General features: G+C 53.7%; 15 protein-coding genes. 8 read left to right on the plus strand and 7 right to left on the minus strand.

Annotation, left to right across the window (positions count from 1 at the left end; translation table 11 throughout):
* Positions 1-45: 45 nt before the first annotated feature.
* Together LX87_RS04580 and LX87_RS04585 are read left to right on the plus strand one after the other, a co-directional pair.
* Entirely contained in the window at positions 46-2472 is a 2427-nt protein-coding gene (locus LX87_RS04580; RefSeq protein WP_111626966.1) for an ABC transporter permease, read from the plus strand.
* 22 nt (positions 2473-2494) lie between these two features.
* On the plus strand, positions 2495-2791 hold the full coding sequence (locus LX87_RS04585) for a hypothetical protein (protein WP_111626967.1): 297 nt from the start codon (positions 2495-2497) through the stop codon (positions 2789-2791).
* A 104-nt stretch (positions 2792-2895) separates the two neighbouring features.
* Here LX87_RS04585 and LX87_RS04590 read toward each other — a convergent pair whose 3' ends face one another.
* On the minus strand, positions 2896-4473 hold the full coding sequence (locus LX87_RS04590) for a SusD/RagB family nutrient-binding outer membrane lipoprotein (protein ID WP_111626968.1): 1578 nt from the start codon (positions 4471-4473) through the stop codon (positions 2896-2898).
* Between the two features lie 58 nt (positions 4474-4531).
* Entirely contained in the window at positions 4532-7654 is a 3123-nt protein-coding gene (locus LX87_RS04595) for a SusC/RagA family TonB-linked outer membrane protein (protein WP_111626969.1), read from the minus strand.
* Positions 7655-8488: 834 nt separating this feature from the next.
* Here LX87_RS04595 and LX87_RS04600 point away from each other — a divergent pair.
* Positions 8489-10897, plus strand: a complete 2409-nt coding sequence (locus LX87_RS04600) for an ABC transporter permease (protein ID WP_111626970.1) — start codon at positions 8489-8491, stop codon at positions 10895-10897.
* Between the two features lie 77 nt (positions 10898-10974).
* Here LX87_RS04600 and LX87_RS04605 read toward each other — a convergent pair whose 3' ends face one another.
* From LX87_RS04605 to LX87_RS04620, 4 genes are all read right to left on the minus strand, one after another.
* Positions 10975-12840, minus strand: a complete 1866-nt coding sequence (locus LX87_RS04605; protein ID WP_111626971.1) for a glycoside hydrolase family 97 protein — start codon at positions 12838-12840, stop codon at positions 10975-10977.
* 29 nt (positions 12841-12869) lie between these two features.
* Positions 12870-14483, minus strand: a complete 1614-nt coding sequence (locus LX87_RS04610) for a RagB/SusD family nutrient uptake outer membrane protein (RefSeq protein WP_229310539.1) — start codon at positions 14481-14483, stop codon at positions 12870-12872.
* Between the two features lie 83 nt (positions 14484-14566).
* On the minus strand, positions 14567-17884 hold the full coding sequence (locus LX87_RS04615; RefSeq protein ID WP_229310540.1) for a TonB-dependent receptor: 3318 nt from the start codon (positions 17882-17884) through the stop codon (positions 14567-14569).
* Positions 17885-18097: 213 nt separating this feature from the next.
* Complete coding sequence (locus LX87_RS04620) at positions 18098-19213, minus strand: FecR family protein (protein WP_111626973.1); 1116 nt, start codon at positions 19211-19213, stop codon at positions 18098-18100.
* Between the two features lie 224 nt (positions 19214-19437).
* Here LX87_RS04620 and LX87_RS04625 point away from each other — a divergent pair, with 224 nt between their 5' ends.
* The 5 genes from LX87_RS04625 to LX87_RS04645 all read left to right on the plus strand — a co-directional run bounded on the left by LX87_RS04625 (position 19438) and on the right by LX87_RS04645 (position 23551).
* Complete coding sequence (locus LX87_RS04625; RefSeq protein WP_111626974.1) at positions 19438-20061, plus strand: RNA polymerase sigma factor; 624 nt, start codon at positions 19438-19440, stop codon at positions 20059-20061.
* A gap of 159 nt (positions 20062-20220) precedes the next feature.
* Positions 20221-21384 (plus strand): signal peptidase I, encoded by a 1164-nt coding sequence (gene lepB, locus LX87_RS04630; RefSeq protein WP_111626975.1) that lies wholly within the window; start codon positions 20221-20223, stop codon positions 21382-21384.
* Positions 21385-21409: 25 nt separating this feature from the next.
* The gene (locus LX87_RS04635) at positions 21410-21712 is read left to right on the plus strand and encodes a DUF1330 domain-containing protein (protein ID WP_111626976.1); all 303 of its coding nucleotides are present in this window, start codon (positions 21410-21412) and stop codon (positions 21710-21712) included.
* 76 nt (positions 21713-21788) lie between these two features.
* A complete protein-coding gene (locus LX87_RS04640) occupies positions 21789-22580 on the plus strand; it encodes an NYN domain-containing protein (protein WP_111626977.1) in 792 nt (263 codons plus the stop codon).
* Positions 22581-22690: 110 nt separating this feature from the next.
* On the plus strand, positions 22691-23551 hold the full coding sequence (locus tag LX87_RS04645; protein ID WP_111626978.1) for an alpha/beta fold hydrolase: 861 nt from the start codon (positions 22691-22693) through the stop codon (positions 23549-23551).
* A 20-nt stretch (positions 23552-23571) separates the two neighbouring features.
* On the opposite strand, the gene LX87_RS04650 is transcribed toward LX87_RS04645, so the two are convergent.
* Positions 23572-24867, minus strand: a complete 1296-nt coding sequence (locus LX87_RS04650; protein WP_111626979.1) for a vanadium-dependent haloperoxidase — start codon at positions 24865-24867, stop codon at positions 23572-23574.
* Positions 24868-24927: the final 60 nt, after the last annotated feature.

Consider the following 24927-nt stretch of genomic DNA (forward strand, 5'->3'; position numbering starts at 1 on the left):
AACGGTCTGAACCAAAACCAACCCAGCTCTGGATATACCTTAACCATGAACGCTCTCAAAACCACCCTGCGCCATCTTTGGCGGAACCGTTTGTTTACGTTCCTGAACATCATCGGCCTGTCGATTGGCATCAGCGGTTGCTGGGTCATCTACCGGATTGTGAGTTACGAGTTTAGCTTTGACCAGCAACAGCCCAACCGCGAACGGATCTACAGAGTGGTGAGCCGTTTCAAATACGACGGGATCGAGAGCGGTAACGCTGGCGTACCCAAACCGTTGTCCGAAGCAATTCGGCAGCAGGTGCCGGGCGTAGAGCAGGTGGTGCCGGTGTGGGATCAATGGACGCAATCCGTACGAATACCGGGTGCCAAAGCCGGGGCGGACCGGTTTTCGGAGCCGAAAAACCAGGTCATGACCAGCCGCCAGTATTTTGAACTGGTACCTTACCGCTGGCTGGCGGGAAGTGCGGTCAAGGCCCTGGATGCGCCGGATAAGGTTGTGCTAACCCAAAGCCGGGCGGAGCAGTATTTTCCGGGTGTGAAGCCTGTAAATGTGCTGGGCCGGACCCTCGTGTACGACGACACGGTGGCCGTGCGGGTTTCCGGGGTGGTGGCCGATCTGGATTTCCCGAGTAGCTTCAGCGCCAAAGAAATTTTTCCGCTCGAAAATAAGGGCGACATCAGCAAACAATGGGGGGGCGTTAGCTCCAACAACCGACTGTATCTCCAACTGGTTGCGCAGGCGTCTCCGCAGGCGGTGCTGAAGCAGATCAACGCCATTTCGTACCGGAACGGCGCGGAGAACATGAAGAAGTACCACTTCCAGCGGTGGCACGTGATGCTGCCCTTGTCAGACGTTCACTTTTCGACGGAATACGGTGAGAACATGCGCAAGGCTAACCGCAACGTGCTCTATGGTCTGATGGGTATTGCGGTTTTTCTGTTGTTGCTGGCCTGCATCAATTACATCAATCTGACGACGGCGCAGGTGCCGCAACGGGCCAAGGAAATCGGCATTCGGAAAACGCTAGGCAGTTCGCGCTGGCACCTGATCCGGCAGTTTTTGGGCGAAACACTGGTCATTACGGCTTTTTCGATTCTATTGTCGTATCTGTTATCCTATTGGGTTTTGGCTACCTTCCAGGAGCTGATTCCGGATGGCATGGGGCAACATACGGACTACGGGCAAATTGCGGTTTTCCTGCTCGCGCTGATGCTGGGCATCACGGTGTTTTCGGGCCTATATCCCGGCTGGCTGATCACCCGCGTACAGGCCGTCAGCATCATGCGCGGACAGGCCACGGTGCAGGTTGGCAAAAACCGTCTGACGCTGCGCAAAAGCCTGATTGTGTTTCAGTTTGTGGTAGCTCAATTGTTTATCGTCGGAACAATGCTGGTGGGCCGGCAATTGAATTATCTGCTCCACAAAGATCTGGGATTCAGCCGGGAAGCGGTTGTGCTGTTGCAGGTTCCCTGGAAGTTGTGGGATGACCCGGCGTATAAGGGGCGGCAGTTTACGATGCAGCAGGAACTTGTCAGGCAGCCGGGCATTGCCAGTGTTGCCCTGGGAGAACCGCCCATGAACACTTCGTTCAGCAGCGATAATTTTCAGTATAAAAATAGCCGGGGGCAGATTACCGAGCGATCGGTTTTCTTCAAGACCATTGATACAACGCTGCTTTCGCTGTATAAAATACCGTTGCTGGCGGGGCGGAATCTGTCGGCAACCGATACCGTTCAGGAGTACATCCTCAATGAAACGGCGCTACATGAATTCGGGTTTAAGTCGCCCCAGGAGGCCATTGGGAAGTACATTCAGAAAATCGATGGCAAGGCGATTCCGGTGGTGGGCGTGGTCCGGGATTTTCACATCAGGACGTTCTACCAGAAAATAGAGCCGGTAATTCTGATGAACGGAAAGCGTCATCTGACCACGTTTAACATCAAACTTCAGTCGTCGAACCCCGAACAGTGGCAGGCCGCCCTCAAACGGATCGAACCGATCTGGAAAACGTTTTACCCGACCGAACCGTTCGAGTACAAATTTTACGACAGCACGCTGGAAGAGATGTACACCAGCGAGCGAAATACGGCCCGGGTTATCAATCTGGCTACGGCGGTGGCCATTGCCATCAGTTGCCTGGGCTTATTCGGCCTTTCAACCCTGATTGCGTACCAGCGCATCAAGGAAGTAGGCGTTCGGAAGGTGCTCGGCGCGACGGTATTCAGCATTGTCGGCCTATTGACCAAAGATTTCCTGAAGCTCGTATTGGTTGCTATCCTGATTGCCTCGCCAATTGCGTACTACTTTACCGATAAGTGGTTGCAGGACTTTGCCTATAAAATTGATATTGAATGGTGGATTTTTGCCGCCGGAGCCGTTATAGCCATCGTGCTTGCCTTTGTTACCGTCAGTTTTCAGAGCATTAAAGCCGCGTTGACGAATCCGGTGAAGAGTTTGAGAAGTGAATAAGTTGACATAATTTCCTATACCTATGGCACATATCGCGATTCCCATTCCCATGATGCCCGGCAAACAGGACATCGAAATTGAAGTGACCATCAACGGCAAACGTCAGGAGTTACACTACCGGGTTGAGCTGTTTTACTGGGAAGACTGCAACATTCCGACCATCGACCGCGTGGACTGCATCCGGCAAATGCTGGCGGGTTATGATCAGGACTGGACGCTCTACTACATCGGTTCGCCCACCGAGCAGTTTGTGCCCATTACGTTTGTGAAGCGGGAAGACCTGGCCAAACAGCGCAGGTTGCTGGTGGAGGGGGCCTGAAAAGAAGGCTATTGCGCGAGTTTAGCGGAGAAAAAAAGGAGTTTAGCAGAGATATTCTCTCCGCTAAACTCCTTTTTACTTTGCGTCACTCTGCGAAAGAGTTTTTAGTTTTTATCCCACCACAACGGCGTAGCCGCATTGTCCGGGCCGTTCAGCAGGGAAACGGCGGCTTTGACGGCTTCGGTGTTGGATTGTTGTTCCAGCAACAGGAACGGAATCCGGCGGGGGGACTTCGTGGTCGGCAGATCGGCGTTCACCGAGTTGACAACGGGGTACAGCTTCGGATACCGGCTCCGGCGAACTTCCGCCCAGGCTTCAATACCGTCAGGGTACAGGGCCAGCCATTTCTGCGTTCCCACTTGTTCCCGCTGAACGGCTTCTGTAGCCCCCCACTTCACGGTAATGTTCGTCAGAGCGGGCGATTTCTGCTGATCCTGCGGAGCAACGGGCGTTTTCGTGCTGGCAATGTAGGCATCAACCGTTGCGCCCGTAATACCCCAGCCTTCCATCGAAGCCCGGATACCGTTTTCGTAAGCCTGCTGCGCCGTCACACCACCGGTGTTCCAGCCGTTCAGGGCGGCTTCGGCCAGCAGGAAATACGCTTCCGCCGTGTGCATGATGTCCTGTCTTACCGCCAACTGACGATCCCAGGCCGAACCCGCACCCGTGTTGCGAATCCAGAGCGTACCGATATTGGAATTGTTGTCGTTCGTGTTCAGTGGGTCGGTCAACTCCGTGGGTCCCAAGCCATTCCGCAGCCCTTCGTAGGTTTTGGTGTTGAAAGCCGGTTGGAAATAGATACCGATCCGCGGATCCTCAAAACCCTTCAGAACGGATTCCATGGCGGCACTCATCCGGAACTCACCCCAGCCCGAAATCGTAGCCAGACCGTTGTTGTCGCCACCCGCCAGGTTTTTAACCATGTACGCATTGTCGGTATTCGCCGTCAACAGGCCACCGGCAATGGCGGCTTCCGCTTCAGTCTTGGCCCGGGCCGGATCGACTTTTGAAATCCGCAGTGCCAGCCGCAACCGCAATGTGTTGGCAAACTTGATCCATCTATTCACATCACCCGCGTAGATGATGTCGTAGCTGCCGTACGGTTTTTCGGCCGTTTTGCCTTTCAAAACCTCGGTAGCTGCCGCCAGGCGCTTGAAGAAGTCATCGTAAATTTTGTCCTGCGGATCGTATTTAACGCTGTTTGCCGGAACACCTGCATCGAAATAAGGTACCGGGCCGTAGTAGTCCGTCAGGCGGTGGAAGGCAAACACCCACCAGATGCTGGCCAGTGCGTACTGCGACGAGGCCGGATCGGTTTGCTCAAACAGGGTCTTCAACTGCGGTACCACCTGCGTGTAAATCGGGTTCCAGTGGGAGTTGATCCAGGTGGGGTGCATGAAATACCGGTCCGACTGGAAGTTCGGCGTCGTGGTGGCAAAGTACTGGGCAAACAAATCCGCGTACAGGTTCTGGGCGGTTTGGTACGTACCGGCCGCATACGAAGCCTGTTGCTGAGCCCGCGCAAACAGGTACGGGAGTTCCGTGGGAGTCAGCGTGGTAATGGCGGTTTTGCTGGTGTTGATTTCGTCAAAATCGCCCGTACAGCCGCTCCAGATTCCGGCCGAACCGGCAAGCAGCCCGACCATTGACATTTTAAGGAATTTATTAATTGGCATTTTCATGATACTTTCTAACGTGTTTTTGATTCCAAAAATGAGGGTTTCTCAGGTGGGCTTACTTTTAGAATCCTAATTTCAGATTAAGACCAACGGTGCGGGTTGAAGGCAAGGCGCCGTATTCAGAACCCTGGTAGTTGGCGGCACTAATGTTAACATCCGGGTCAAACGGCAGTTTGCGGGTTTTCAGACCGGGAATGTCCAGAAGGGCGTTGCCCCGGTACAGGAAAAACAGGTTGCGGGCCGTCAGTGACAAACGGGCATTCTTGATAAAGAAGTTCGTCGGGAACGGAATGTTATATCCGAACGTCAACTCGCGCAGCCGGACGTTGGTTGTTGAGTAGCCAAAAAACTCGCCCCAGGTATACCGGCCCTGCGATACGGTTTGCCAGAATTGCTCGGACGTGATCGCTTTGGTGTTGGTTTCGCCCGTTGCCGTTACGCCTGGCAGTATCCAACCACCTTCGCGGTGCTCGAGCGTGTATTCGGCGGTTCCGTCGTAAGCCAGGTTGCCATCCGTTCCGGATACCATGATACCGCCCACGCGGCCATCCACCAGGAAGCTCAGGACAAAGTTTTTGTACGAGAACGTGTTGTTAAAACCGAACGTCAGTTTGGGGTTGAAGTTACCAATGGTCTGGAAGGCACTTACCACCGGCAGACCGTTGGCGTTGACCACCAACCGTCCCTGCGCGTCTTTGGCCCAGCCATAGGCCTGCAAATCACCGTATGAACCACCCGCTTCTACGACAGCCGTTGTGGTCCGGGTATTACCGCCCAGGGTAGCCTGTTTTATACCGGGGTACAGTTCGACAATCGTGTTGACGTTGCGGGCCATGTTCAGCGAAACATCCCAGTTCAGCGCGTTGCCTCTCAGCGGAGAACCCGTCAGGGTTAGCTCAAAACCTTTGTTGTTGATCTTTCCGGCGTTAACAAACTGAGTGGCAAAACCGGATGCCGGAGCCAGACCGAGTGAAAGAAGCTGGTTGACCGTATTGCTGTTGTAATACGTAAAGTCGAGACCCAGCCGACCATTCAGGAAACGCACGTCCGCACCGAGTTCGGTAGACGTCGAAATCTCGGGCTTCAGGTTTTCGGCCGGGCGCTGGGTGCTGCGCGAAATGAAACCGCCGGTTCCGCCCTGTGAGAACGAATACGTTTGTTGCAGGCTGTAGGGGGCCGCATCATTACCCACCTGGGCCAACGATCCCCGGACTTTGGCGAAACTGATCCAGTTGGGCAGCTTTACCGCGTCTGACAGAATGAAGTTAGCACCGAACGACGAGTAAATGTACGAATACGGCGGAGGCAGCGTAGATGACCAGTCGTTCCGTACCGAAGCATCGAGCGTCAGATAATCACGGAACGAAACCGAAGCCGTTCCGAATACGTATTGCAGTTCTTTCTGGCTAAAGCCGGTAATCTGAGTCAGTGCCGACGCAAATGACAGGTCAAAGCGGTTGGCTACCGACAGACCGTTGGTGCTGGCGCCTACCTGCGAAAAGCGGTTGTACGTCTGTCCAGCTCCGGCGTTGTACGTAATGGCGAAATCATTGCTCAGCTTGTTGTTTCCGGAAATGATCACGTCCATGTTGCGCTCCAGCTGGTCGAGCGTAAACTCCTGATACGAACCACCCCTTCCGGCAAACAACAGGGTATTGTTGGCATAACTCTGAGAGTTGCGGTCGGTATACCAGTCGTAGCTGATCCGTCCCTGAATGTTCAGCCAATCGGTGATATCGTATTTCGCCGATCCGAGGGCCGTTACCCGGTTCCGGGTTTCATTGGCAAAGGTCCGGTTCAGTGTCCAGTACGGGTTCATATAAATCCCCGAACTGGTCCAGTAGGTCGGATTGCCGTTGGCATCTTCAAACGTGTTGTACTTACCGTTCAAATCCACACTGCGCGGCACTTTGTAGAGGTTCATCGTCACGGAGCTTTCCTCACCCGACCGCGGTTTGTTATCAATTTTCTGATTGATGTACGTGATCTTGGCGTCGGTCGACAGGCGGCTTGTAATCTGCGAGTTAAGGCGCAGGTTCAGCGTATGACGCACCAGTTCGTTGTTCGGCAGAATCCCCTGGTTGTAATTGTTCGTATACGAAGTATACGTCTGCACCTTGTCCGTACCGCCGGCAATCCCTACGGAATTGTTGGTTGAAATGGCGTTTCGGAAGAAGTCTTTGACGTTGTTCGGGTAGGTCGTAGTGGCCGCACCCCAGCTATACGGTGAGTTTTCGCTGGATTTACCACCCGCGCCCTGTCCGTACGTATTTTGCAGTTTGGGCAGCAGGAACGGACTTTCGGCCTGAACACCGGAGTTTACATCCACCGACACTTTACCGGCTTTTCCTTTTTTGGTGGTGATCATGACAACCCCGTTGGCCGCCCGTGAACCGTACAGCGCCGAAGCGGCCGCACCTTTCAGGACGTTCATGGATTCGATGTCGTCCGGGTTAATGTTGTTGGCACCGTCGCTTCCGTTAATACCGCCGAAGTCACTCGTTACCTGACCCCGCACGGTGTTATCAACCGGCACACCGTCAATCACAAACAGGGCGTTGTTGTTACCCGTAATGGAACGGTTTCCGCGCAATACAACCCGCGTGGCCGAACCCGGACCGGAGGAGCCCTGCGTAACCACCATACCGGCTACTTTACCCGACAGCGTGTTTACAAAGTTGGCATCCCGCACATCGACCAGCTTCTTGCCATCAATCTGCTGGGTGGCGTAGGTCAGTGTTTTGGCGTTCCGTTCAATACCGAGGGCCGTTACGACGACCTCGTTCAATTGCTTGGCATCTTCCTGAAGCATGACATCGATCACCGAGCGATCGCCCACGACAATTTCCTGCGTGATGGATCCGATGAACGAGAAAATCAAAACCGTAGCGTTGTTGTCAACCGTGATGGAATATTGGCCCGCACTGTTGGTCGTTGTACCCTTGGTCGTTCCTTTGATCACGACGTTTACACCCGGTATACCCGCGCCGTTTGCGTCTTTCACCGTTCCGGTAATGTCTTTGGCAAGCGGAGCGTTAACGTTGTCTCCTTTCAACTTAGCATGGGCAGGTACCTGAGGAGTTAGAAATGCCGTACAGGTAGCCGCGAGCGCCAGAAGCGTGCATCGGCGCAGGCTGCGGGGAGTCGGCATTTTCTGCGTTAGAAGATGTACTGTTTTTTGCATACAAGTAATAGTGGTTTTAGAAATGGTAATCGGTGGTTAAGTACTTACTAATCGAAGAAGGTGTGGGAATTGTAATAATTTTGGCGAAATTTCACATTGTTTAATTATATTTTACATTCGGGCCTTAAATTAATATTTAGTTGGGTTTATTAGGCAAATACTGGTATAAAAATTCACTTTTTAAAACCTTTCTAAAGAATGGTAGTTATGGAATAATTTGTGGGAAATGGGCAAAAGACGTTTAATACCGCTGTACATAGCTTGGCTGGAGGCTTGGCCGAAATGGGTTATTTTATTGGAAAAGTAATAATTTTTACAATTCATTTACAAAATTTTACAGCGTTTTTTTGACTTGCCAAAATGGGACTTATACCATTAATTCAGGATTAGTACTTAAACTGGATTGTCCTAGATATCCGTTGGATTGTACCAATTTTTTCGAGTGTTTTTGTGGTCGGACCAGTGGCCCAAAGCCGGGCGAAAATCCATTTTGTTTAGAAGCTCCAGCTTTAGCCGGGCTGGTAGCCATTGGCATCACGTTGCTAACGGTTTCGGCTCAGTCAGTAAAAACCGCGTTGCTGAATCCGGCCAGAAGCTTGCGAACGGAGTAGAGGGTGGGTTGTATCACAGAGTTAAGCGGAGATCATCAGAGGTTAGCAGAGACTCCGCTTGACTCTTTTCCCTGTCCGGCTGCGAACGCAAGACGTCCGCAATCGGACAGATGAATAGCTGATCCGTTGTTTAACCTATTGTTTAACAGGTGGTTGTGTTTGTTGGTATAGGGTTTGATCGTTTGGAAAACATACCTTGACTGGACAGTGAACGACGAATCGTATGCTAAGTAACTATCTGAAAATTGCATTCCGGAATTTGCTGAAACACAAAACGTTCGGGTTTATCAACATTGTCGGTGTGGCCATCGGGCTGGCGTGTTTCCTGTTGATTGCCCTCTACGTGCGGGATGAACTTAGTTTTGACCGCTTCCACGCCAAAGCCGACCGCACGTACCGGGTTTTGCGGACGTTTCTGAATGCCAATGACGGAACCGTTGAACTGAAGTTGGGAACGGTGGCTCCCCCGTTTGGTCCACTTATCAAACAGGATTTCCCGGAAGCCGAACAGGTGGTCCGAACGCTCAACAACAACGCCCTGGTGAAGCACGGTGACCATGTTTACAACGAGAGCCATATTCTTTTTGCCGAAGAAAACCTCTTTAAGGTGCTGGATTTTCGGGTAATTATCGGAAATCCGGATCAGGCACTGGTAAATCCGTTTTCGATCATGCTGTCGCAGCCGATGGCCCAGAAATACTTCGGCAACGAGTCGCCGATGGGCAAGAGCCTGCGGCTCAACAACCGGTTTGATTTTATGGTGACGGGCGTATTTGAACCGTTGCCGTCGCAATCGCATATTCATCCGGATTTTCTGGCCGCCTTCAGTACCCTCCGCGACGACCGTGTGTACGGGGCGGAAGGCTTGCGGACCAACTGGAGTAATAACTCGTTTCTGACGTATGTGTTGCTGGCAAAAGGCGCGCACCCGGACAAACTCGTGAAGGCGTTTCCGGCGTTTCAAAACCGTCGGATTGAACCCAAAGCCTCGACCTATTCGATCCTGAATCTACAGAAGCTGACGGATATTCACCTGCATTCGGATACAGATGACGCCCTGGACGCCGATGGTGATATTCGCTACGTGTATCTGTTTTCGGCCATCGGCTTGTTTATTCTGCTGATTGCTTGCATTAACTACATGAATCTGGCCACGGCCCGGTCGGCGCTGCGGGCCCGGGAAGTCGGGATGCGGAAAGTAGTCGGGGCCTTTCGTGGGCAGTTGGTCGGTCAGTTTCTGAGCGAATCGATTTTGCTGGTGGTTTTCGCGCTGGGGCTGGCTTTAATCCTGGTGATAGTGTGTCTGCCGTACCTGAATGATTTTACCCAGAAGCAGTTGACGTTGTCGCAGTTGATCAACCCGGGCTTTCTGGTCATTGTAGTGGGCATTACGCTGCTGACCGGACTGGTATCAGGTAGCTACCCCGCTTTCTTTCTGACTTCGTTTCAGCCCGTCAGTGTATTGAAAGGTAAAATTGCGTCGGCTATGCGGACGGGAAAGCTCCGGGCTGTGCTGGTCGTGGCGCAGTTTGCCATTGCCGTGGTACTGATCATTAGTACGGTGGTGGTCTATAACCAGATGGATTACATTCGAAACTACAAACTGGGTTATCAGAAAGACCAGATTGTTTTGCTACGGACGGTTTCCGATTCGGGGATCGATTACGAAGCCGTCAAACAGGAGCTGAAACGCAATAGTGCGGTACTGGCCGTGGGCATGTCGTCGCGAATACCATCGGGGCGGTTGCTGGATTCCTGGGAGTCCTACGTCGCCAAGGGCGATAGCATGGCGCCTTCCAAAGTGATTCTGAAAGCCCTGTCGGTCGATCATGACTTTATTTCGGCATATGCCATGAAAATGGCCGCCGGTCGCAACTTCTCCCGTTCCTATGCTACCGATGATACCGCGGCCTTTGTTCTGAACGAAACGGCTGCTCGTATGCTGGGCTGGAAGCAGCCGGAGCAGGCCATTGGCAAGGCTTTCGGGTATGGTCAACGGCGGGGGCAGATCATTGGCGTAACCAAAGATTTTCATTTTGAATCCCTCAAGCAGTCGATTCCGCCCATCGCTATTTTTATGGAACCAAAACGGAATGGCTGGATTTCGGTACAACTGGCGGGTGGAGCCGGATTGCAAAACGGCCTGGCCTACATTGAATCCGTCTGGAAGCGACGCTTTCCGGAGCGGCCATTCACGTACGAGTTTCTGGATCAGCGGTTTGGGCGACTTTACACCACCGAGCAAACGCAGCAGACGCTGTTCGGAATTTTTGCCGGAATTGCCATCCTGATCTCCTGCCTTGGCTTGTTTGGCCTGTCCATGTTCATGGCCGAGCAGCGCACGAAAGAAATCGGGATTCGCAAGGTGCTGGGCGCAACAACGCCCGGTCTGGTGGCCCTGCTTTCCAAAGACCTGCTGAAGCTGGTGCTGATTTCGCTCATCCTTGCCTCGCCGGTAGCGTGGTGGGGGATGAATCAATGGCTGGAAGGCTTCGTGTACCGGACCAGCATCAGTCCGTGGGTATTTGTGGTGACGGCGGCTATCGCCCTGCTGATTGCCTTTCTGACGGTTTCGTTTCAAAGCATTAAAGCCGCCCTGATGAACCCCGTGAAATCCCTGCGCTCGGAATAAAAATAACCAATGGGCGCTGGAAACTGGCTTTTGCGGTAAAAGCTGGAGATGACCCATCAATCATCTCCAGCCATGCATTACTTAACGGGTTTCAGAACAACCGCCTGACCGCCGGAAGCCAGCAGCGTAACCGGTAACTGATCCTTCGCTGTTACCTTCCGGACGGTTTTGCGAACTTTGCCCGTTCCGTCGTCTTCGTGGCATTCGGCGGTGTAGGTTTTGCCGGGTTCCAGAAAAGTCAGCGGAACCGATGCTTTTCGCGCTTCCGTATTGGTGATGGTGCCCAGATACCAGTCCTTTCCTTTTCGCCGGGCTACCGAAACCCACTGGCCGGGTGTGCCTTCCACCACTTTCGTGTCGTCCCAAACCGTCGGCAGGTTTTTCCAGAATGAAATCTCCTCCCGATCCGGGTAATGTTCCGGCTTGCCGTACCAGTACAGGTATTGCAGCGGACTGAAGTAAATAACCGTCAGCGCCAGTTGATGCCCTTTCGTGTTTTTCAGCCGGGGTTCGTTGAAGCAGAACGTGTAATCGGCGGCACCGGCAATGAAGCGCGTGAACGGCAAAACCGTGTTGTGGGTCGCGCTGGGAAACTCTTCGTTGCCCCGAATTCCTTCCTGCGTCAGCAGGTTCGGAAACGTCCGGCTGAAACCGGTCGGGCTGTATTCGTCGTGAATATCCACCACCAGTTGGTGCTGGGCGGCTTTGCGGACCGCTTCGTGTACCCAAACCGTCCACCGGTGCGAACCGGTATGCACAAATCCGAACTTGACCCCGCTGACGCCCCAGCTTTTGAACAACGGAAACAAGGTGTCGAGCTGCCGTTCGAGTGCCCGGTGGTTAACGTACAGAATCACTTTTTTACCTTTTGAACGCGCATAGCGGATGACTTCCGGTAAATCCAGATCCCCTTTCGGGTTCCGCCGGGGATCGACCGTTACGGTGGTGGCATCGGAACCGACTTCGTATTCGTGTCCGTACCAGCCCGCGTCGAAGTGGATGTAGTCGATGTTCTGCTCAACGGCAAAATCGACGAGTTCCTTGGCCCCGCTGGTCGAAAGCGTCACTTCCCGCATCACTTTTCCCGGCTGAATCCAGCTCACATCTTTTATTTCGGTGGGCGGATTGAGGTTCTGAATCAGGTAATTCCGTTCCATCAAATCCCCCGGTCGGTCGCCAACCAGCACCACCCGCCAGGGCAGGGCATAGGGCGAGGTTTCGGTGACGTCTCCGAACAAGCGGCTGACCAATTGCCCCGGGCTGGCCGTGTGCAGCCGGATGCGGGGGTAGTTGGTTTGCTCGGCCTGCGCAATGGACGCCCACGACCCATTAGGCAGTTTCAGCGTAACCGGCAGTTCGGCCCCCTGGGTCCAGTTTTCAGGATTCCGTTCTTCGTAGCTCCCCTGAGCGTGGCTCGTGAAATAGGCTTTGGTGCCGACGGGCAGGCTGAAATGCGTCTGTTCCTGCCCGATGTCCAGAATCTGGGTACGCATATTTTCCGGGAAAGAATACCGGAACGCAATGCCTTCGTCGTAGGCTCGTGCTATAACTTGTAACGCCCCCCGGTTGCCGCTGGTGTGTTGCAGGTTGATAACCAGTTCGTTAAACCGGTCTGGGATGACAGACCGTTCGCCCCAAACCGGTTTCCAGGTGGTATCCCGGCGGTTGCGGGTTACTGAAACAACGCGCAGGTTGCGGTCCCAACTGGTGTTTCGCCCGTTCGGATTGCTGCTTAGTCCGAGGGGCGAAGGCAGAATAATGGGCCGGTTCTGATCCTGAATTTCGTAGGTTGGCACGCCCTCCGCCTGAATCGAGAAGGCAAACCGCAGCCGGCCATTCGGCGAACGGACCTCCAGCGAATCAGGCGTTTGGGCGATCAGCCGGGTGTTGAACAGAATAAAAAAGAGGAAAAACCGCCGGGCGTTGTGCTTCAAATACGTCATACTGCTCAAAAGGCAAATGCTAAGTGTTTTTAATACCCCGGATTCTGTTCAATCGGCGCGTCGAGGTTGGCGTCGATGAACTTTTGGGGAATGGGAAAGAGTTCGTGCTTGTCGGCAATATTACTGCCGGTTTTCGGATTATATTTCTTGACCCGTTCGACGAGCAAATTTTTGTTAGCCAGAAAACCGAACCGGATTAGCGTCCGACGGCGGGGTTCTTCCATAATCAGTTCCCGCACCCGTTCGTCCAGAATGTAGTCGAGTGATAAGCGGTCGGCGGTCACGGGTTTGGCTTTGGCCCGACTGCGCAGGACATTGAGGTCGTCGGCGGCTTTCTGGCGGTCGCCTTTTCGCAGGTACGCTTCGGCGCGGAGCAGATACGTTTCGGCCAGACGGATTTTGTAAAATTCCACGAAGGTCCGGCCCGCGGTATTGCCCGCCAGCGGGTCGCCTTCGAGTTTGCGCGTGTACGGGAAATACCAGCCCGAATTGAGTGTGTCGATTTTGGCGGCCACCGGATCGACGCGTTTCAGGAAAAAGTTGGAAGCCGGGTTGTTGTAGTAGAAAGCCCGGCGGATGTTATAAGGTGAATTACGCATATCATTCCAGTCTTCCTTCCAGATATCGTAGCTGGCGTAGGGCGTGCCCATTACCCAGCCGACCGGGCGCCCCAGGCTGTCGCAGACCAGCATACCCACTTTCCCTTCCGGGTCTTTGATGTTGTGGTACCCGGCTCCCCAGGCCCGCATGCTGCTATTGCCGCCGAACGCCGTCGGGTTGGTCGCGTTTGAGTAGGCCACCCCGCCCGGCGTCTGGTACTCGAACTGGATGGCCCAGATGGTTTCGGTATTGGCCGCCAGATTCTGGTTTTTATCCCGGAAAAGATCCGAGAATACATCACCGGGTTGCGATACTTTACTGCCAAACCGCTCGGTCATTAGCTTGTGCATGCCGTCGTTGATGACGGCTGAGGACGCTTCAATGGCTTTGTCGTTGTTGCCGAGCGCCAGGTAGATTTCCGTTAGCACATGGTCGGCAGCTGCTTTGATGATCCGGCCCGGGGCCGCGGGGGTTTTGGGCAACCATTGTGAGGCAAACTCCAGATCCTGCCGGGCAAACTCAAGCACTTCCTGCCGACTGGCCCGGACATAATCCGTTTTGGGGCCGGTTTCAACCCTGGCGACGAGGGGTACCCCGCCGTACAGGTTCGCCAGAATATTGTAGGTATACCCCCGAAAAAACCGCGCTTCGGCCACGATGGCGTTCTTTTCGGCTTCGCTGGCCCATTTTGCCTGCGGTTTTTCGGCGTATTCAATCACGCTGTTGGAGCGGGGGATCATTTTGAGATAGGCCCATTCCCACCAGTAATCCACCGGGTTGAGGGTGGGAGTGAGCGAAATGTTATAGTCGCGCAGCAGGGGCGAAACCGCCCCCTGCATATAGGCGTCGGTGCCGATGTTCATGGCGTGCATATTTTCGCTGTCGGTGCCAAACAATTCGTCGCGGGCGGCAATGTGAAGGCCAACAATGGCGGTTTCAAAACCGGCTTTATCAACCAGTACCACGTCCGGGTTCAGAAAGGCCAGCGGTTTTTCGTCCAGCACGCTGTCTTTGCAGCCACTCGTCCAGAGCAGGAGTGCCATACTGCATAGTACCGACCATCGACGCCGGGAAAGAAAGAAAATAGATTTCATACAGTCGTTATTTTCAGGATGGAGGGTCAGGATTAAAAACTGATATTTAAACCGCCGGTAAACGAACGGGGCATGGGATAGCCCGAAGCCTCCGAACCGATCTCAGGATCAAAACCGGGGTATTTGGTGAACGTCAGCAGGTTTTTGCCGCTGATGTAGGCGCGCAGTGTGCCGATTTTCAGGCGGTTCAGCAGCGTTTTCGGAAACTCGTAGGCCAGCGCTACATCCTGTACCCGTACGAAATTGCGGCTTACGTAATAACCGTGTCCGTAGGGGTTGGTGTACACCAGCGACGCCATGGTGTTCGATTTGTTTTCGGGTGTCCACCAGCCGTTGTCCGGAAAGTTGGCGGCACCACCGGGAAAGTTATTGCTCGGAATCATCTGGTTAAAGCTTCTGATCCAGCCCTGCATTGAGTTCAGAAAAACCGTCAGGCTGAAATTACCGTAGCGGAAACTGTTGGTGAATCCCCAGCGGTAACGGGGTTCGAGCTGCCCGATGATGGCCCGGTCGTCGGTCGTGATCTTGCCGTCGTTGTTGATATCCTTCAGGCGGTAAAAACCGGGTTTGTAGCCCGTCGGCAGCTGTTCGCCATCCTGATACACCCCGTCGATGACGTAATCATAAGCCACCTGAACGGGTTTCCCGATAAACCAGCGGTTTCCGAGGTCATCGTCCTCCCGTCCATCCTTGTTCAGGTCGCGGTTATAGATATGAACAATCCGGTTGCGGTTGGTCGAGAAAACCACATTGGTGTTCCACTCAAACGCGCCCCGCTGCATCGCCAGCGCATTGAGGGTCAGTTCGAAACCCCGGTTGTTGGTGGCACCCAGGTTGGTAATGACCGACGCAAACCCCGTTGCCGATGGCAGTGAGCGGTTCAACAGCAGGTTTTTGGTGTTCATGTTGTAATACTCGAGAGTACCGCCGATCCGGCCTTTCAGCACTTCAAAATCCAGCGCAGTGTTGGTCGATGTGGTGGTTTCCCACATGAGGGAGGTATTGGCCATGCCGGACGGGAAGGTACCGGTATAGGTGGCACTGCCGTCGCCGAACACGTACTGGGACGTTCCCGACCGACTCAGCGACTGGAAGGGTGAAATGGCCTGATTGCCGACCGAACCGTGCGAAACCCGGACTTTCAGCAGGTCAATAAAAGTCAGGGACTTCAGGAAGGCTTCGTCCGACGCGATCCAGGCCAGAGCCGCCGAAGGGAAGGTTGCGTATTTGTTGCTGGCTCCGAAAACGGAACTTCCATCCCGGCGGGCGGTCAGGGTGAGCAAATACCGGTTTTTGAAGTGGTAGTTGAGCCGCAGCATCGACGAAATGCCTTCGATAGCGGAAGCATTGGACTGGGTCTGCTGGGTTTGGGCGATACCGAGGTTGTTCCAGCCGTTGGCACCGTTGAACAGGTTGGACGCCGTGGCCGTGGTTGACTCCCAGCCGAAGTGGTTACGACCGTATAGGAGCGTGGCATCCAGCGCGTGATCCTGACCAAACTGACGGCTGTAGGTTACGATGTTTTCCAGCACCCAGTCAAAATCTTCCCGGTTGAATTTAGAGACGTTCGCCAGAATATTATCGCCGTTGCGCTGATAGGCTGGTTCGAACGTGTAGTTGTGCTGCCAGCGGTAGTTGGGCGAATAGTTGACGCGGTAACTCAGCCCTTTCACGAACGGAAAGTTGATGGTGGCATAGAAGTTGGAAAACAGGTTGTGGTACACCTCCTCGTTTTGCCGGCGGAGCGTATTGAAGATCGGATTCGGAACGAGCTGAGCATCCTGCGGAAACCGGACGGGGTCGGTTTGGGCGTCGTCGTAGTACATTTTGGCGAATGGACTCAGCATGGACCCCCAGTTGATGGCTACATCGACACCCGACAGGTCCCGACGGGCGTATGTGGCATTGACACCCACGGTCAGCCAGTCGGTGATGCGGTTTTCGAGGTTGCTCCGGAGCGTAATCCGTTTGGCGCGGTCGTTCAGCATCAAGCCGTTTTCGTTGACGAAGGCCCCGGAAACCAGGTAATTGGTCCGGCCCGACTGTCCCGAAATACTCACATCGTAGGATTGGATACCGGCTTCCTGCGAAATCTCGTCCCAGGGGTTGATGGTTTTGCCGTTCCGGTAATTTTCGGCTTCGGTATTCTGGAGGTACATCGCCACCTGGCTCGGATCGGCCTCCTGGCCGCTCTGCCGACGATAATCGAGTGTTTTCTCAATGTATCGTTCGGGTGTCAGCAGTTTGATGCGGTTGCTCCAGCCCGATACGCCGTAGTAGCTGTTGACCCGAATGGTTGGCTTATCGCTTTTTCCGCGTTTGGATGTAATCAGAATAACCCCGTTGGCCGCCCGCGAACCGTAAATGGCCGCAGCACTGGCGTCTTTCAGAATTTCCATCGACTCGATATCGTTCGGGTTTATCTCGGCCAGACTGCCATTGAAGAAAATACCGTCGAGCACGATGAGCGGGTCGTTGCTGGCCGTGATGGACCGGCGGCCCCGCACCAGAATGCTACCACCCTGGCCCGGTCGGCCGTTGTCAATAAACTGCACCCCGGCCACGCGGCCCCGCAGCGACTGGGCTACGTTTGTATTGGGCAGGTTTTCCGTCACTTTCAGGTCCACTTTGGCCACTGAGCCCGTTACGTTGCGCCGGGCCTGCGTGCCGTAACCCACCACTACAATCTCACCCAGCGTTTTGGTGTCGGCTTCCAGCCGAATGTTGAGGGTCTGGCGGTTGCCAACGGCTACTTCCTGGGGGGTGAAGCCGATGGAGCTAAACACCAGCACTACATTTCCGCTGGAAATCTGAAACCGGTAATTACCATTATTGTCGGTGGTCGTACCCCGGCTGGTGCCTTTTTCAACAACGTTAACGCCGGGCAGCGGCTCGCCTTTTTCGTCCGAAACCTGGCCCGTGATGGTCTGGTCGACCGGAGTTGGCAATGCCGCTTCGTCGGGTAGCTGCGGTTTGGCACCAGCAGCGGGGGGCGATACCAGAATAATCTGCTGTCCTTCGACTTTGTAGTGGATTCTCAGGGGCACCAGAAGGCGGTTTAGTACACTTTCCAGACGCTCGTCAACGGCCGTGAGGGTTACTTTCCGATCGGCCTGGATGAGCAGGGAACTATACAGAAAACGCACTTGAGCCGAACGGCTCAGTTGTTTGAGCGTCGATTTAATGTCCTGATCGACAATTCGGATGGTTACTTTCTTATGAAGCACTTCCTGCGCCTTGCTATCCCGGGCGAAGGAGAAGCTTGCCAGACCAGCGATCAGCAGGACCTGCAACAGCGAAAGTTTCATAAGCTTAATTAGAAAGGGTGAAATCCGGTCTGGATTTTTCATAACTTGGCTTGTTTTTGGTTCGTTTCTACGGGAAATGGGCAAAAACCACCTCTTAACGCCCGAAAGGGCGTCTTACTTCGGTGAGGAGGCTTGCTTGAGTCGGTGATGCTAGGCCCATCACCGACTTGCTTTGCGGAAAATCGGGGGAGTGTAAAGGTCGCTTAGTCGGTCATAGACAGGGATTAAAGGTTAGAACAGGGTTAGTTTAATAAGTTACCGGCAACCGGAGCTGCTGATGACGATCTGCCCGTCGAGTACTTCATAACTGGCTCCCACCGCCTGACAGATGAAACGGAGTTTCTGATACAGGGTTTCATCCATAAATTCGGCGGTAATGGGGCAGTGGCGCAGTAATTCTTCGTCATAGACAATGTCGATACCGTATGCTTTCTCCAGGCGTTGCAGCACGTCCGTTACCGGCTGATCGTCAAAAGTCATCAGGGCTTCGCCGGTTTTTGGGGCCACCAGTTCCGGTATTTTTACCAGGCTTTTTTGCAGGCTTTCCGTTTTCCGGTTGTACACCACTTCCTGATTCGGAATCAGGAGAACGCCCGTGCCTTCATGGTCGGCGACCGGCCCTTTCCGAAAGGTTTTTTGAGTGTACACGGATACTTTGCCGGTTCGTACGGCCACTTCTACTTGGGTATCATTATCAAAAGCCCGAATCCGAAAGCTGGTTCCCAGCACTTTTGTAACAGTTTCGTTGGCGTAAATCAAAAACGGCTTTCGGGGGTTGGGGGCAACTTCAAAAAAGGCTTCGCCCGACAAATACACTTCCCGGAAATCGCCCGAAAACTTTGCGGGATAGCTGATCCGGCTGTTTTTCTCCAGACGAATCGCCGAGCCGTCCGCCAGCAGAAGCGTCTGCGGCTGGGCCGAATGGTTCACTTTTTCAAGCAGCGCAACCGGGGCTTTGGCTTTGGCTTTTAGTTGATGATAGCTAACTGCCGGGGACTGAGCGGTTTGGTAATAGCGCCAGCCTAAGCCAAGCCCCAGCACCAGTAGAATCGAAGCCGCCACCGTCAGCCAGGAACTCCAACGGATTTCTATTCTCCTTTCGGCAACGGCTTCCGCTTCTGCTGTGGATTTTCGGCGACGGGCTTCCTGAACCAGTCTGGTCACTTCCTGACGCATTTCTCCGTCCGAAATTGGATCCGGCTGTCGTTTCAGCGTGTATACCAGTGCTTTGGCCTGATTCAGCATCTCCTCCTGGTCCGGATGATGTTTTCGCCAGTTCTGCCAGAACACGGCCGCTTCCTGATCGCCCTCGATCCAGGCATGGAACGAGTCGTCGAGCAGAAAGTCTTCTATTTTTTGGTATTGCTTCATGGCGATACAACACGGTGCCTTTTGTATAGGGAGAGACAGCCTGCCGGGTGGAATAATCAAAAAAAAACGTATTATTTTTCAACTATTCCCGGTCTCATCCGTCGGAAGGCAGTATATCAAACAGTTAGCGTTTCTTTATAGAGGAGCGGGTAACGGCCATTGACTGGTTTGCGGAGGAGCGCCAAACCGGTGTTTGAAGTCTAATTTCTCTTTGTTGAGCACGTATGGCCAATTTTTCACTTTCCGATCCGGCTTCTGGTTTTCAGACCGATGCGGAACTATGGCGGCAATTCAAGGGTGATGATGAACTGGCGTTTGGAATGCTGGCCGAACGGTATTACAAACGCCTGTATGGCTACGGCAGTAAGTTTTCCAGAGACGGCGAATTCATCAAAGACTGCATTCAGGATTTATTTCTGGAGTTGTGGGATAAACGCCATAACCTGAGTGTGCCGGACTCGGTGAAGCTCTACCTGCTGATCTCGCTCCGGCGGAAAATGCAGCGCAAACGCAGTGAACTGAAGTGGATGGAAGACTGGGAAGAACTTTCGTTCGAGTCGGATCGGGTGGGGACCTTTCCCATCGAAACCGCCATCATCGAAGACGAAGCCAGCCAGTATTACATCCGGAAACTGCAACTGCTCATTCCCAAGCTTTCCCGCCGTCAGCAGGAAATTATCTACCTGCGGTTTTACGAAAACCTCGATAACCAGGCGATTGCAGAACTGATGTCGCTCAGCCGTCAGGGCGTTGCCAATCTGCTTTGGCGAACCCTCCGGGAACTGAAAGATTACTGGTATGTCGGACTTAATTCGCTGTTCATCCTCTGGATGGTACTGCTGCGCTAGCCGGAAGCCGAAGCCCTTCGTTGCCAAGGGATTGCCATTCAGCAAATAAACAAACCATTCCTATAAAATCGGTGTCCGGCTATACGACGGGGCCGTATCTTGCCTAGATAGATCCGGGTTCTTTCCGAACCGTGTCCCGGAACGTTGATCTCCTCCGTCATGCGCAAAAAAACATTGGGTCATCAGCCTGCCAAACCCCAAAAATCCTTCCTCCGGGAGTGGTTCAATTCGCTTCTGTTTGCGGTCATTGCCGCCACCCTGATCCGGTTTTTGACGTTTGAAGCCTACGCCATTCCGACGCCGTCGATGGAAAACAGCCTGATGGTGGGCGATTTTCTGTTTGTCAGCAAACTGCACTACGGTATTCGGACGCCCCGAACTCCGCTGCAAATTCCGCTCACGCACCAGTCCATCTGGGGGACGAAAATACCGTCGTACAGTGACCTGATTCAGTTGCCGTCGTTCCGGTTGCCCGGTTTTACGACGGTGAAAAATGGCGATGTGGTGGTGTTCAACTTTCCTCCGCCCAAACCCGGCGAGCCCGATCACCCGGTCGATCTGCGGACGAATCTGATCAAACGCTGTATTGGGATTCCGGGCGACCGGCTGGAAATCCGGCAGGAAAAGGTTTACATCAACGGCAAGGCGTTTCCGGCTCCGGCCCGCTCCCAAACTAGTTATTTTATCCGCACATCGGAGGTGCTGAACGAACGGTTTTTCCGGAAATACAACATTGTCAACGATTACAATTCGGCAGAAGGGCCGTTTATCAACTGGCAACCCGTTGAGCAATACGACGAAGCAGCCAAAACATCGGCGCTGGTGGGCTATCAGGTGACCACCACGGCGGAAACCATCGCCAGAATCAGGGCGCTCGACTGGGTAAAAGCCGTTGAACCCCTGACCGAACCCGCAGGCCAGCCGGAGCCGGGCATATACGGCGGAGCGACCCACGAATGGAACCGCGACAATTTTGGTCCGCTCACCATTCCGAAAGAAGGGCAGACCATCCCGATTAACCCGCAAACCATTGCCGTGTACGGCCCCGTCATCAGCCGGTACGACGGCAACGAGAAGGTAGAAATAACGCCCAACAGCATCAAAATTGACGGAAAACCGATTCAGTCGTATACCTTCAAACAGGATTATTACTTCATGATGGGCGACAATCGCCATAATTCCGACGATTCCCGCTATTGGGGTTTCGTGCCGAAGGATCATATCGTGGGCAAAGCGGTTTTCGTCTGGATGTCCATCGACCCCACACCCGCGACGGCGTGGGCCAAAATCCGCTGGAACCGGCTGTTTCGGGTCATTGAATGATGGGTTTGCCACTAACAACCATCCTATGCTTTATTACACGCAGATTCTGTTTGTAAAACCGGGTCAGGAAACGGTCTTTCATTCATTTGAGGACCAGGTTCTGCCCCTGCTTGAACGCTACAACGGCGAATTGATTTACCGAATCAGACCGTCGGAATCCTCGGTTATTGCTACCACGTTGGGGTACCCGTACGAAATCCATCTGGTTACGTTTAAGGCCCGGGCGGACTTTGAAGCCTACCGTGACGACCCGGAACGGAAGCGCCATCTGGCCTTGAAAGATCAATCCATCGACCGCGTTTTGCTCATTGAAGGGGCCGCGCTGTGAAGCAGGATGCTTGTATTCTGCGTAATTTTCGGTAAAGTTGCCGGAATTATGTTCTGCTGATACATCCTTATAACGTATGGAAACCGTCCTTGATCTGAGACTTGCTGTATTGATCGACGCCGATAATGTTCCGTATTCCAACGTGCGGGGCATGCTGGAAGAAATTGCCAAGTACGGAACCCCGACCTTTAAACGAATTTATGCCGACTGGACCAAGCCGACCGTGGCTGGCTGGAAAACCGTATTGCTTGAAAATGCCATTACGCCCATTCAGCAGTATAGCTACACAACCGGCAAAAATGCCACGGATTCGGCCATGATCATTGATGCTATGGATATTCTGTATACCGGACGCGTCGACGGCTTTTGTATCGTTTCGAGTGATAGCGATTTTACGCGGCTGGCAACCCGACTGCGCGAAGCAGGCATGAAAGTGTTTGGGATTGGCGAAAAGAAAACGCCAACGCCTTTTATATCCGCCTGTAATCGATTTATCTACCTGGAGATTCTGAAAAAGAACGAGGAGGTACCCGTGCTCGTCCCCAAAACCCGATCCAGGAAGAAAGCCGTGGCAAAACCGGCCGAAACCCCGATAAAACCGGTTAAGGAACCCGAAGCGATTGGTAAACTAACACCGGAGGTCATCAAGATGCTCGCTGACAGCATCAACGACCTGGCCGACGAATCCGGCTGGACCTTTCTGGGTGAACTGGGCAATCTGTTGCCCAAAAAACAGGCCGATTTCGACCCCCGGAATTATGGATTTAAAAAGCTGGTTCCGCTGCTGAAAAGCGTCGACCAATTTGAGGTGGACGAGCGGGACACGGGCAAGAGGAATATGAAACTGGTGTACGTACGCGTGAAATAACCGCTTCAGTGCCGGTTTTTGACAGGTCAAGCCGCTAATCCGGCCTATCAAATACCTTTTTCGTGCGTTTTTTCGGTCTGTCGGCTTGCTTTGTAAAAAGTATGGCAGAAATGAACACGACAGGCATTGTTGAGGTCGAAGGCTTCAAGCTGGGTTACAAAGTGGAGGGTGCGGGCCTTCCGGCGCTGGTGATTGGCAGTACGGTTTATTACCCACGAACGTTTGTGGGCAACCTCCGGCAGCACTTACAACTGATCTTTATCGACCACCGGGGGTTTGTGCCGCCCCCGCCCGGCGACTGGCAAGACGAAGATTTTAGACTGGAAGTGCTACTGAACGATATTGAAGCCGTCCGGAAGGCATTGAAGCTGGAACGGTTCGTCGTCATCGGGCATTCGGGGCACGCGTTTCTGGCTCTCGAATACGCCAAACGGTACCCGCAGCACGTTTCGCAGGTCGTGATGATTGGGGCCAGCCCGGATTATAGCGAAGCCACTACCCAGGCCCGTTGGGCATTTTTTGAAAAAGACACTACTCCGGAGCGCAAGGCGGTTTTTGAAGCGAGCATGGCGCAACTGCCGCAACGGATTGCCGCCGATCCCGAACGCCGGTTTGTGCAAATGTGCCTCTGCGCCGGTCCCGCCAGTTGGTACGATTACCGGTTTGACGCGACGGCTTTGTGGGAGGGCGTATACACCAATATGCAGGTTTTCGATTACGTCTGGGGCGTGGTTTTTCGGGACATTGACATCACCGCTGGACTGGAAAAGCTGGATAGTCCGGTGTTGCTGGCCTTGGGGCGGTATGATTACCTGACGGGTCTGCCGTTCCTGTGGGACGAGGTGCAGCATCGGTTCAGCAACCTCACCCTTCGAATTTTCGAAAAAAGCGCCCACACGCCCCAACTCGAAGAACCCGACCGGTTTAACCGGGAATTAGTAAACTGGCTGCGAACCGGACGACCGGAATAGTCCGGTTCGCAGCTACGGTTTTACTGGATTTTCTTTACGACCCATTCGCCCACGTTGAGTCCCTGCGCCCGGCCCTGATCGATGGCGTCCATGAAGTGAATCCCGCCGTAAAACCGTGACAGACCCGCTTCAATGGCGGCTTCCCGGAACGATTTGAACGAACGCGCTTTCAGGCCGTAGCGTTCCTCAACGGTATCGGTGTATTCAAAATTATCACCGAAAAAGTGGGTTAGAATCACTTCCGAAGCCGACGAAATCGTGGAATGTCCGCTCAGGTATTCCGGAAACGGGGGCGTTTGCAGGAACGGTTTCCAGGTCGGATCGATAAGCTGGCGGACAGCGGTTTCGGGCCGGATGCGGTCGCTGCGGTATTTCTCGTCCCAGCACGCTAGAAAACCGTCCATCAAACCGATGGCAACCGCTGTATGAATTTTCAACGATTCCGCGAAACTCTTCTTTGCCTGGGCGCAGGCGATGCCGGTAATGCCCAGCCAGTGCGCGCCGGGTGAAATCTTTTTCAAGCCCACCAGCATGTGACCGTTATTTTCGAGCGCAAACGGGTTGCAGTCCCAGAAAGCAGCAATATGTCGTTGCTCGTCCGTTAACGTACCGCTTCCGGCTTGGTGGTTTTGCACCAGTAACCGGTAAAAAGCTGATTTTTTTTCTTTGGAAAACCGCACCGGCGGCACGGGTTTAAACTGCGTGGCCGAGTCCAGCGTAAAGGGCCGGACGGTATTGAAATACGGTTCCACTGGCGCAAAGTAGCCCGGTGGGGTGGGATACCACGTTCCTTCTTTGCCGGAGGGCGTGTAGCGCGGGTAGTTGCTGATTTTATTGTACCGGTCGGCTTTGGCATATTTCAGTATCTGCTGGCTAATCTGCTGGGCGTAGCTGAGGGAGCTTTCAATGACGTCGTCGGAAAAGCCTACGGCGCGGCACGAATCCAGCAACTGCTTTTCCAGCGTTTCCATCCGCTTGCCCGACGGCTGCATTTTCTGGGCGGTTTTCATCATGGCCAATACGGCGCTCAGATCGGTGGAAAAGCCGTCGGCATCTTTCGGTTTTTCAATAACCGGGTACTCGTTCAGCACACCGTGCATACTCCGGTACGCCTTGTCGTTCTGGGCCACCACTTCGTAACCCGCCAGACAGGCGTAGGCGAAAAACCGGGCGGCCAGGGGCGGGTTGGTCACGTCGTGGATCATGACCTCGGTCATTTCGTCAACGACTTTGGTGATCTCCCGGCTACTGAGTTCCGGGGCTTTTTTGGTCTGGCAACTACTAAGAATAAGGAAGAAAAAGAGGAGTTTTTTCATGGAGACTGAAAAGCTATTTCGCAGAGTTAAGCGGAGATAAAAGGAGTTAAGCAGAGTCTT

This window comes from Larkinella arboricola, assembly GCF_003259745.1.
Lineage (GTDB): Bacteria > Bacteroidota > Bacteroidia > Cytophagales > Spirosomataceae > Larkinella > Larkinella arboricola.

What these genes read in the sequence shown, in the direction of transcription:
- LX87_RS04595 (WP_111626969.1), bottom strand. Translation starts at nt 7,654, where the DNA reads ATGCAAAAAACAGTACATCTTCTAACGCAGAAAATGCCGACTCCCCGC.
- LX87_RS04625 (WP_111626974.1), top strand. Translation starts at nt 19,438, where the DNA reads ATGGCCAATTTTTCACTTTCCGATCCGGCTTCTGGTTTTCAGACCGAT.
- LX87_RS04640 (WP_111626977.1), top strand. Translation starts at nt 21,789, where the DNA reads ATGGAAACCGTCCTTGATCTGAGACTTGCTGTATTGATCGACGCCGAT.
- lepB (WP_111626975.1), top strand. Translation starts at nt 20,221, where the DNA reads ATGCGCAAAAAAACATTGGGTCATCAGCCTGCCAAACCCCAAAAATCC.
- LX87_RS04645 (WP_111626978.1), top strand. Translation starts at nt 22,691, where the DNA reads ATGAACACGACAGGCATTGTTGAGGTCGAAGGCTTCAAGCTGGGTTAC.
- LX87_RS04605 (WP_111626971.1), bottom strand. Translation starts at nt 12,840, where the DNA reads ATGACGTATTTGAAGCACAACGCCCGGCGGTTTTTCCTCTTTTTTATT.
- LX87_RS04590 (WP_111626968.1), bottom strand. Translation starts at nt 4,473, where the DNA reads ATGAAAATGCCAATTAATAAATTCCTTAAAATGTCAATGGTCGGGCTG.
- LX87_RS04585 (WP_111626967.1), top strand. Translation starts at nt 2,495, where the DNA reads ATGGCACATATCGCGATTCCCATTCCCATGATGCCCGGCAAACAGGAC.
- LX87_RS04620 (WP_111626973.1), bottom strand. Translation starts at nt 19,213, where the DNA reads ATGAAGCAATACCAAAAAATAGAAGACTTTCTGCTCGACGACTCGTTC.
- LX87_RS04610 (WP_229310539.1), bottom strand. Translation starts at nt 14,483, where the DNA reads ATGGCACTCCTGCTCTGGACGAGTGGCTGCAAAGACAGCGTGCTGGAC.
- LX87_RS04580 (WP_111626966.1), top strand. Translation starts at nt 46, where the DNA reads ATGAACGCTCTCAAAACCACCCTGCGCCATCTTTGGCGGAACCGTTTG.
- LX87_RS04615 (WP_229310540.1), bottom strand. Translation starts at nt 17,884, where the DNA reads ATGAAAAATCCAGACCGGATTTCACCCTTTCTAATTAAGCTTATGAAA.
- LX87_RS04650 (WP_111626979.1), bottom strand. Translation starts at nt 24,867, where the DNA reads ATGAAAAAACTCCTCTTTTTCTTCCTTATTCTTAGTAGTTGCCAGACC.
- LX87_RS04600 (WP_111626970.1), top strand. Translation starts at nt 8,489, where the DNA reads ATGCTAAGTAACTATCTGAAAATTGCATTCCGGAATTTGCTGAAACAC.
- LX87_RS04635 (WP_111626976.1), top strand. Translation starts at nt 21,410, where the DNA reads ATGCTTTATTACACGCAGATTCTGTTTGTAAAACCGGGTCAGGAAACG.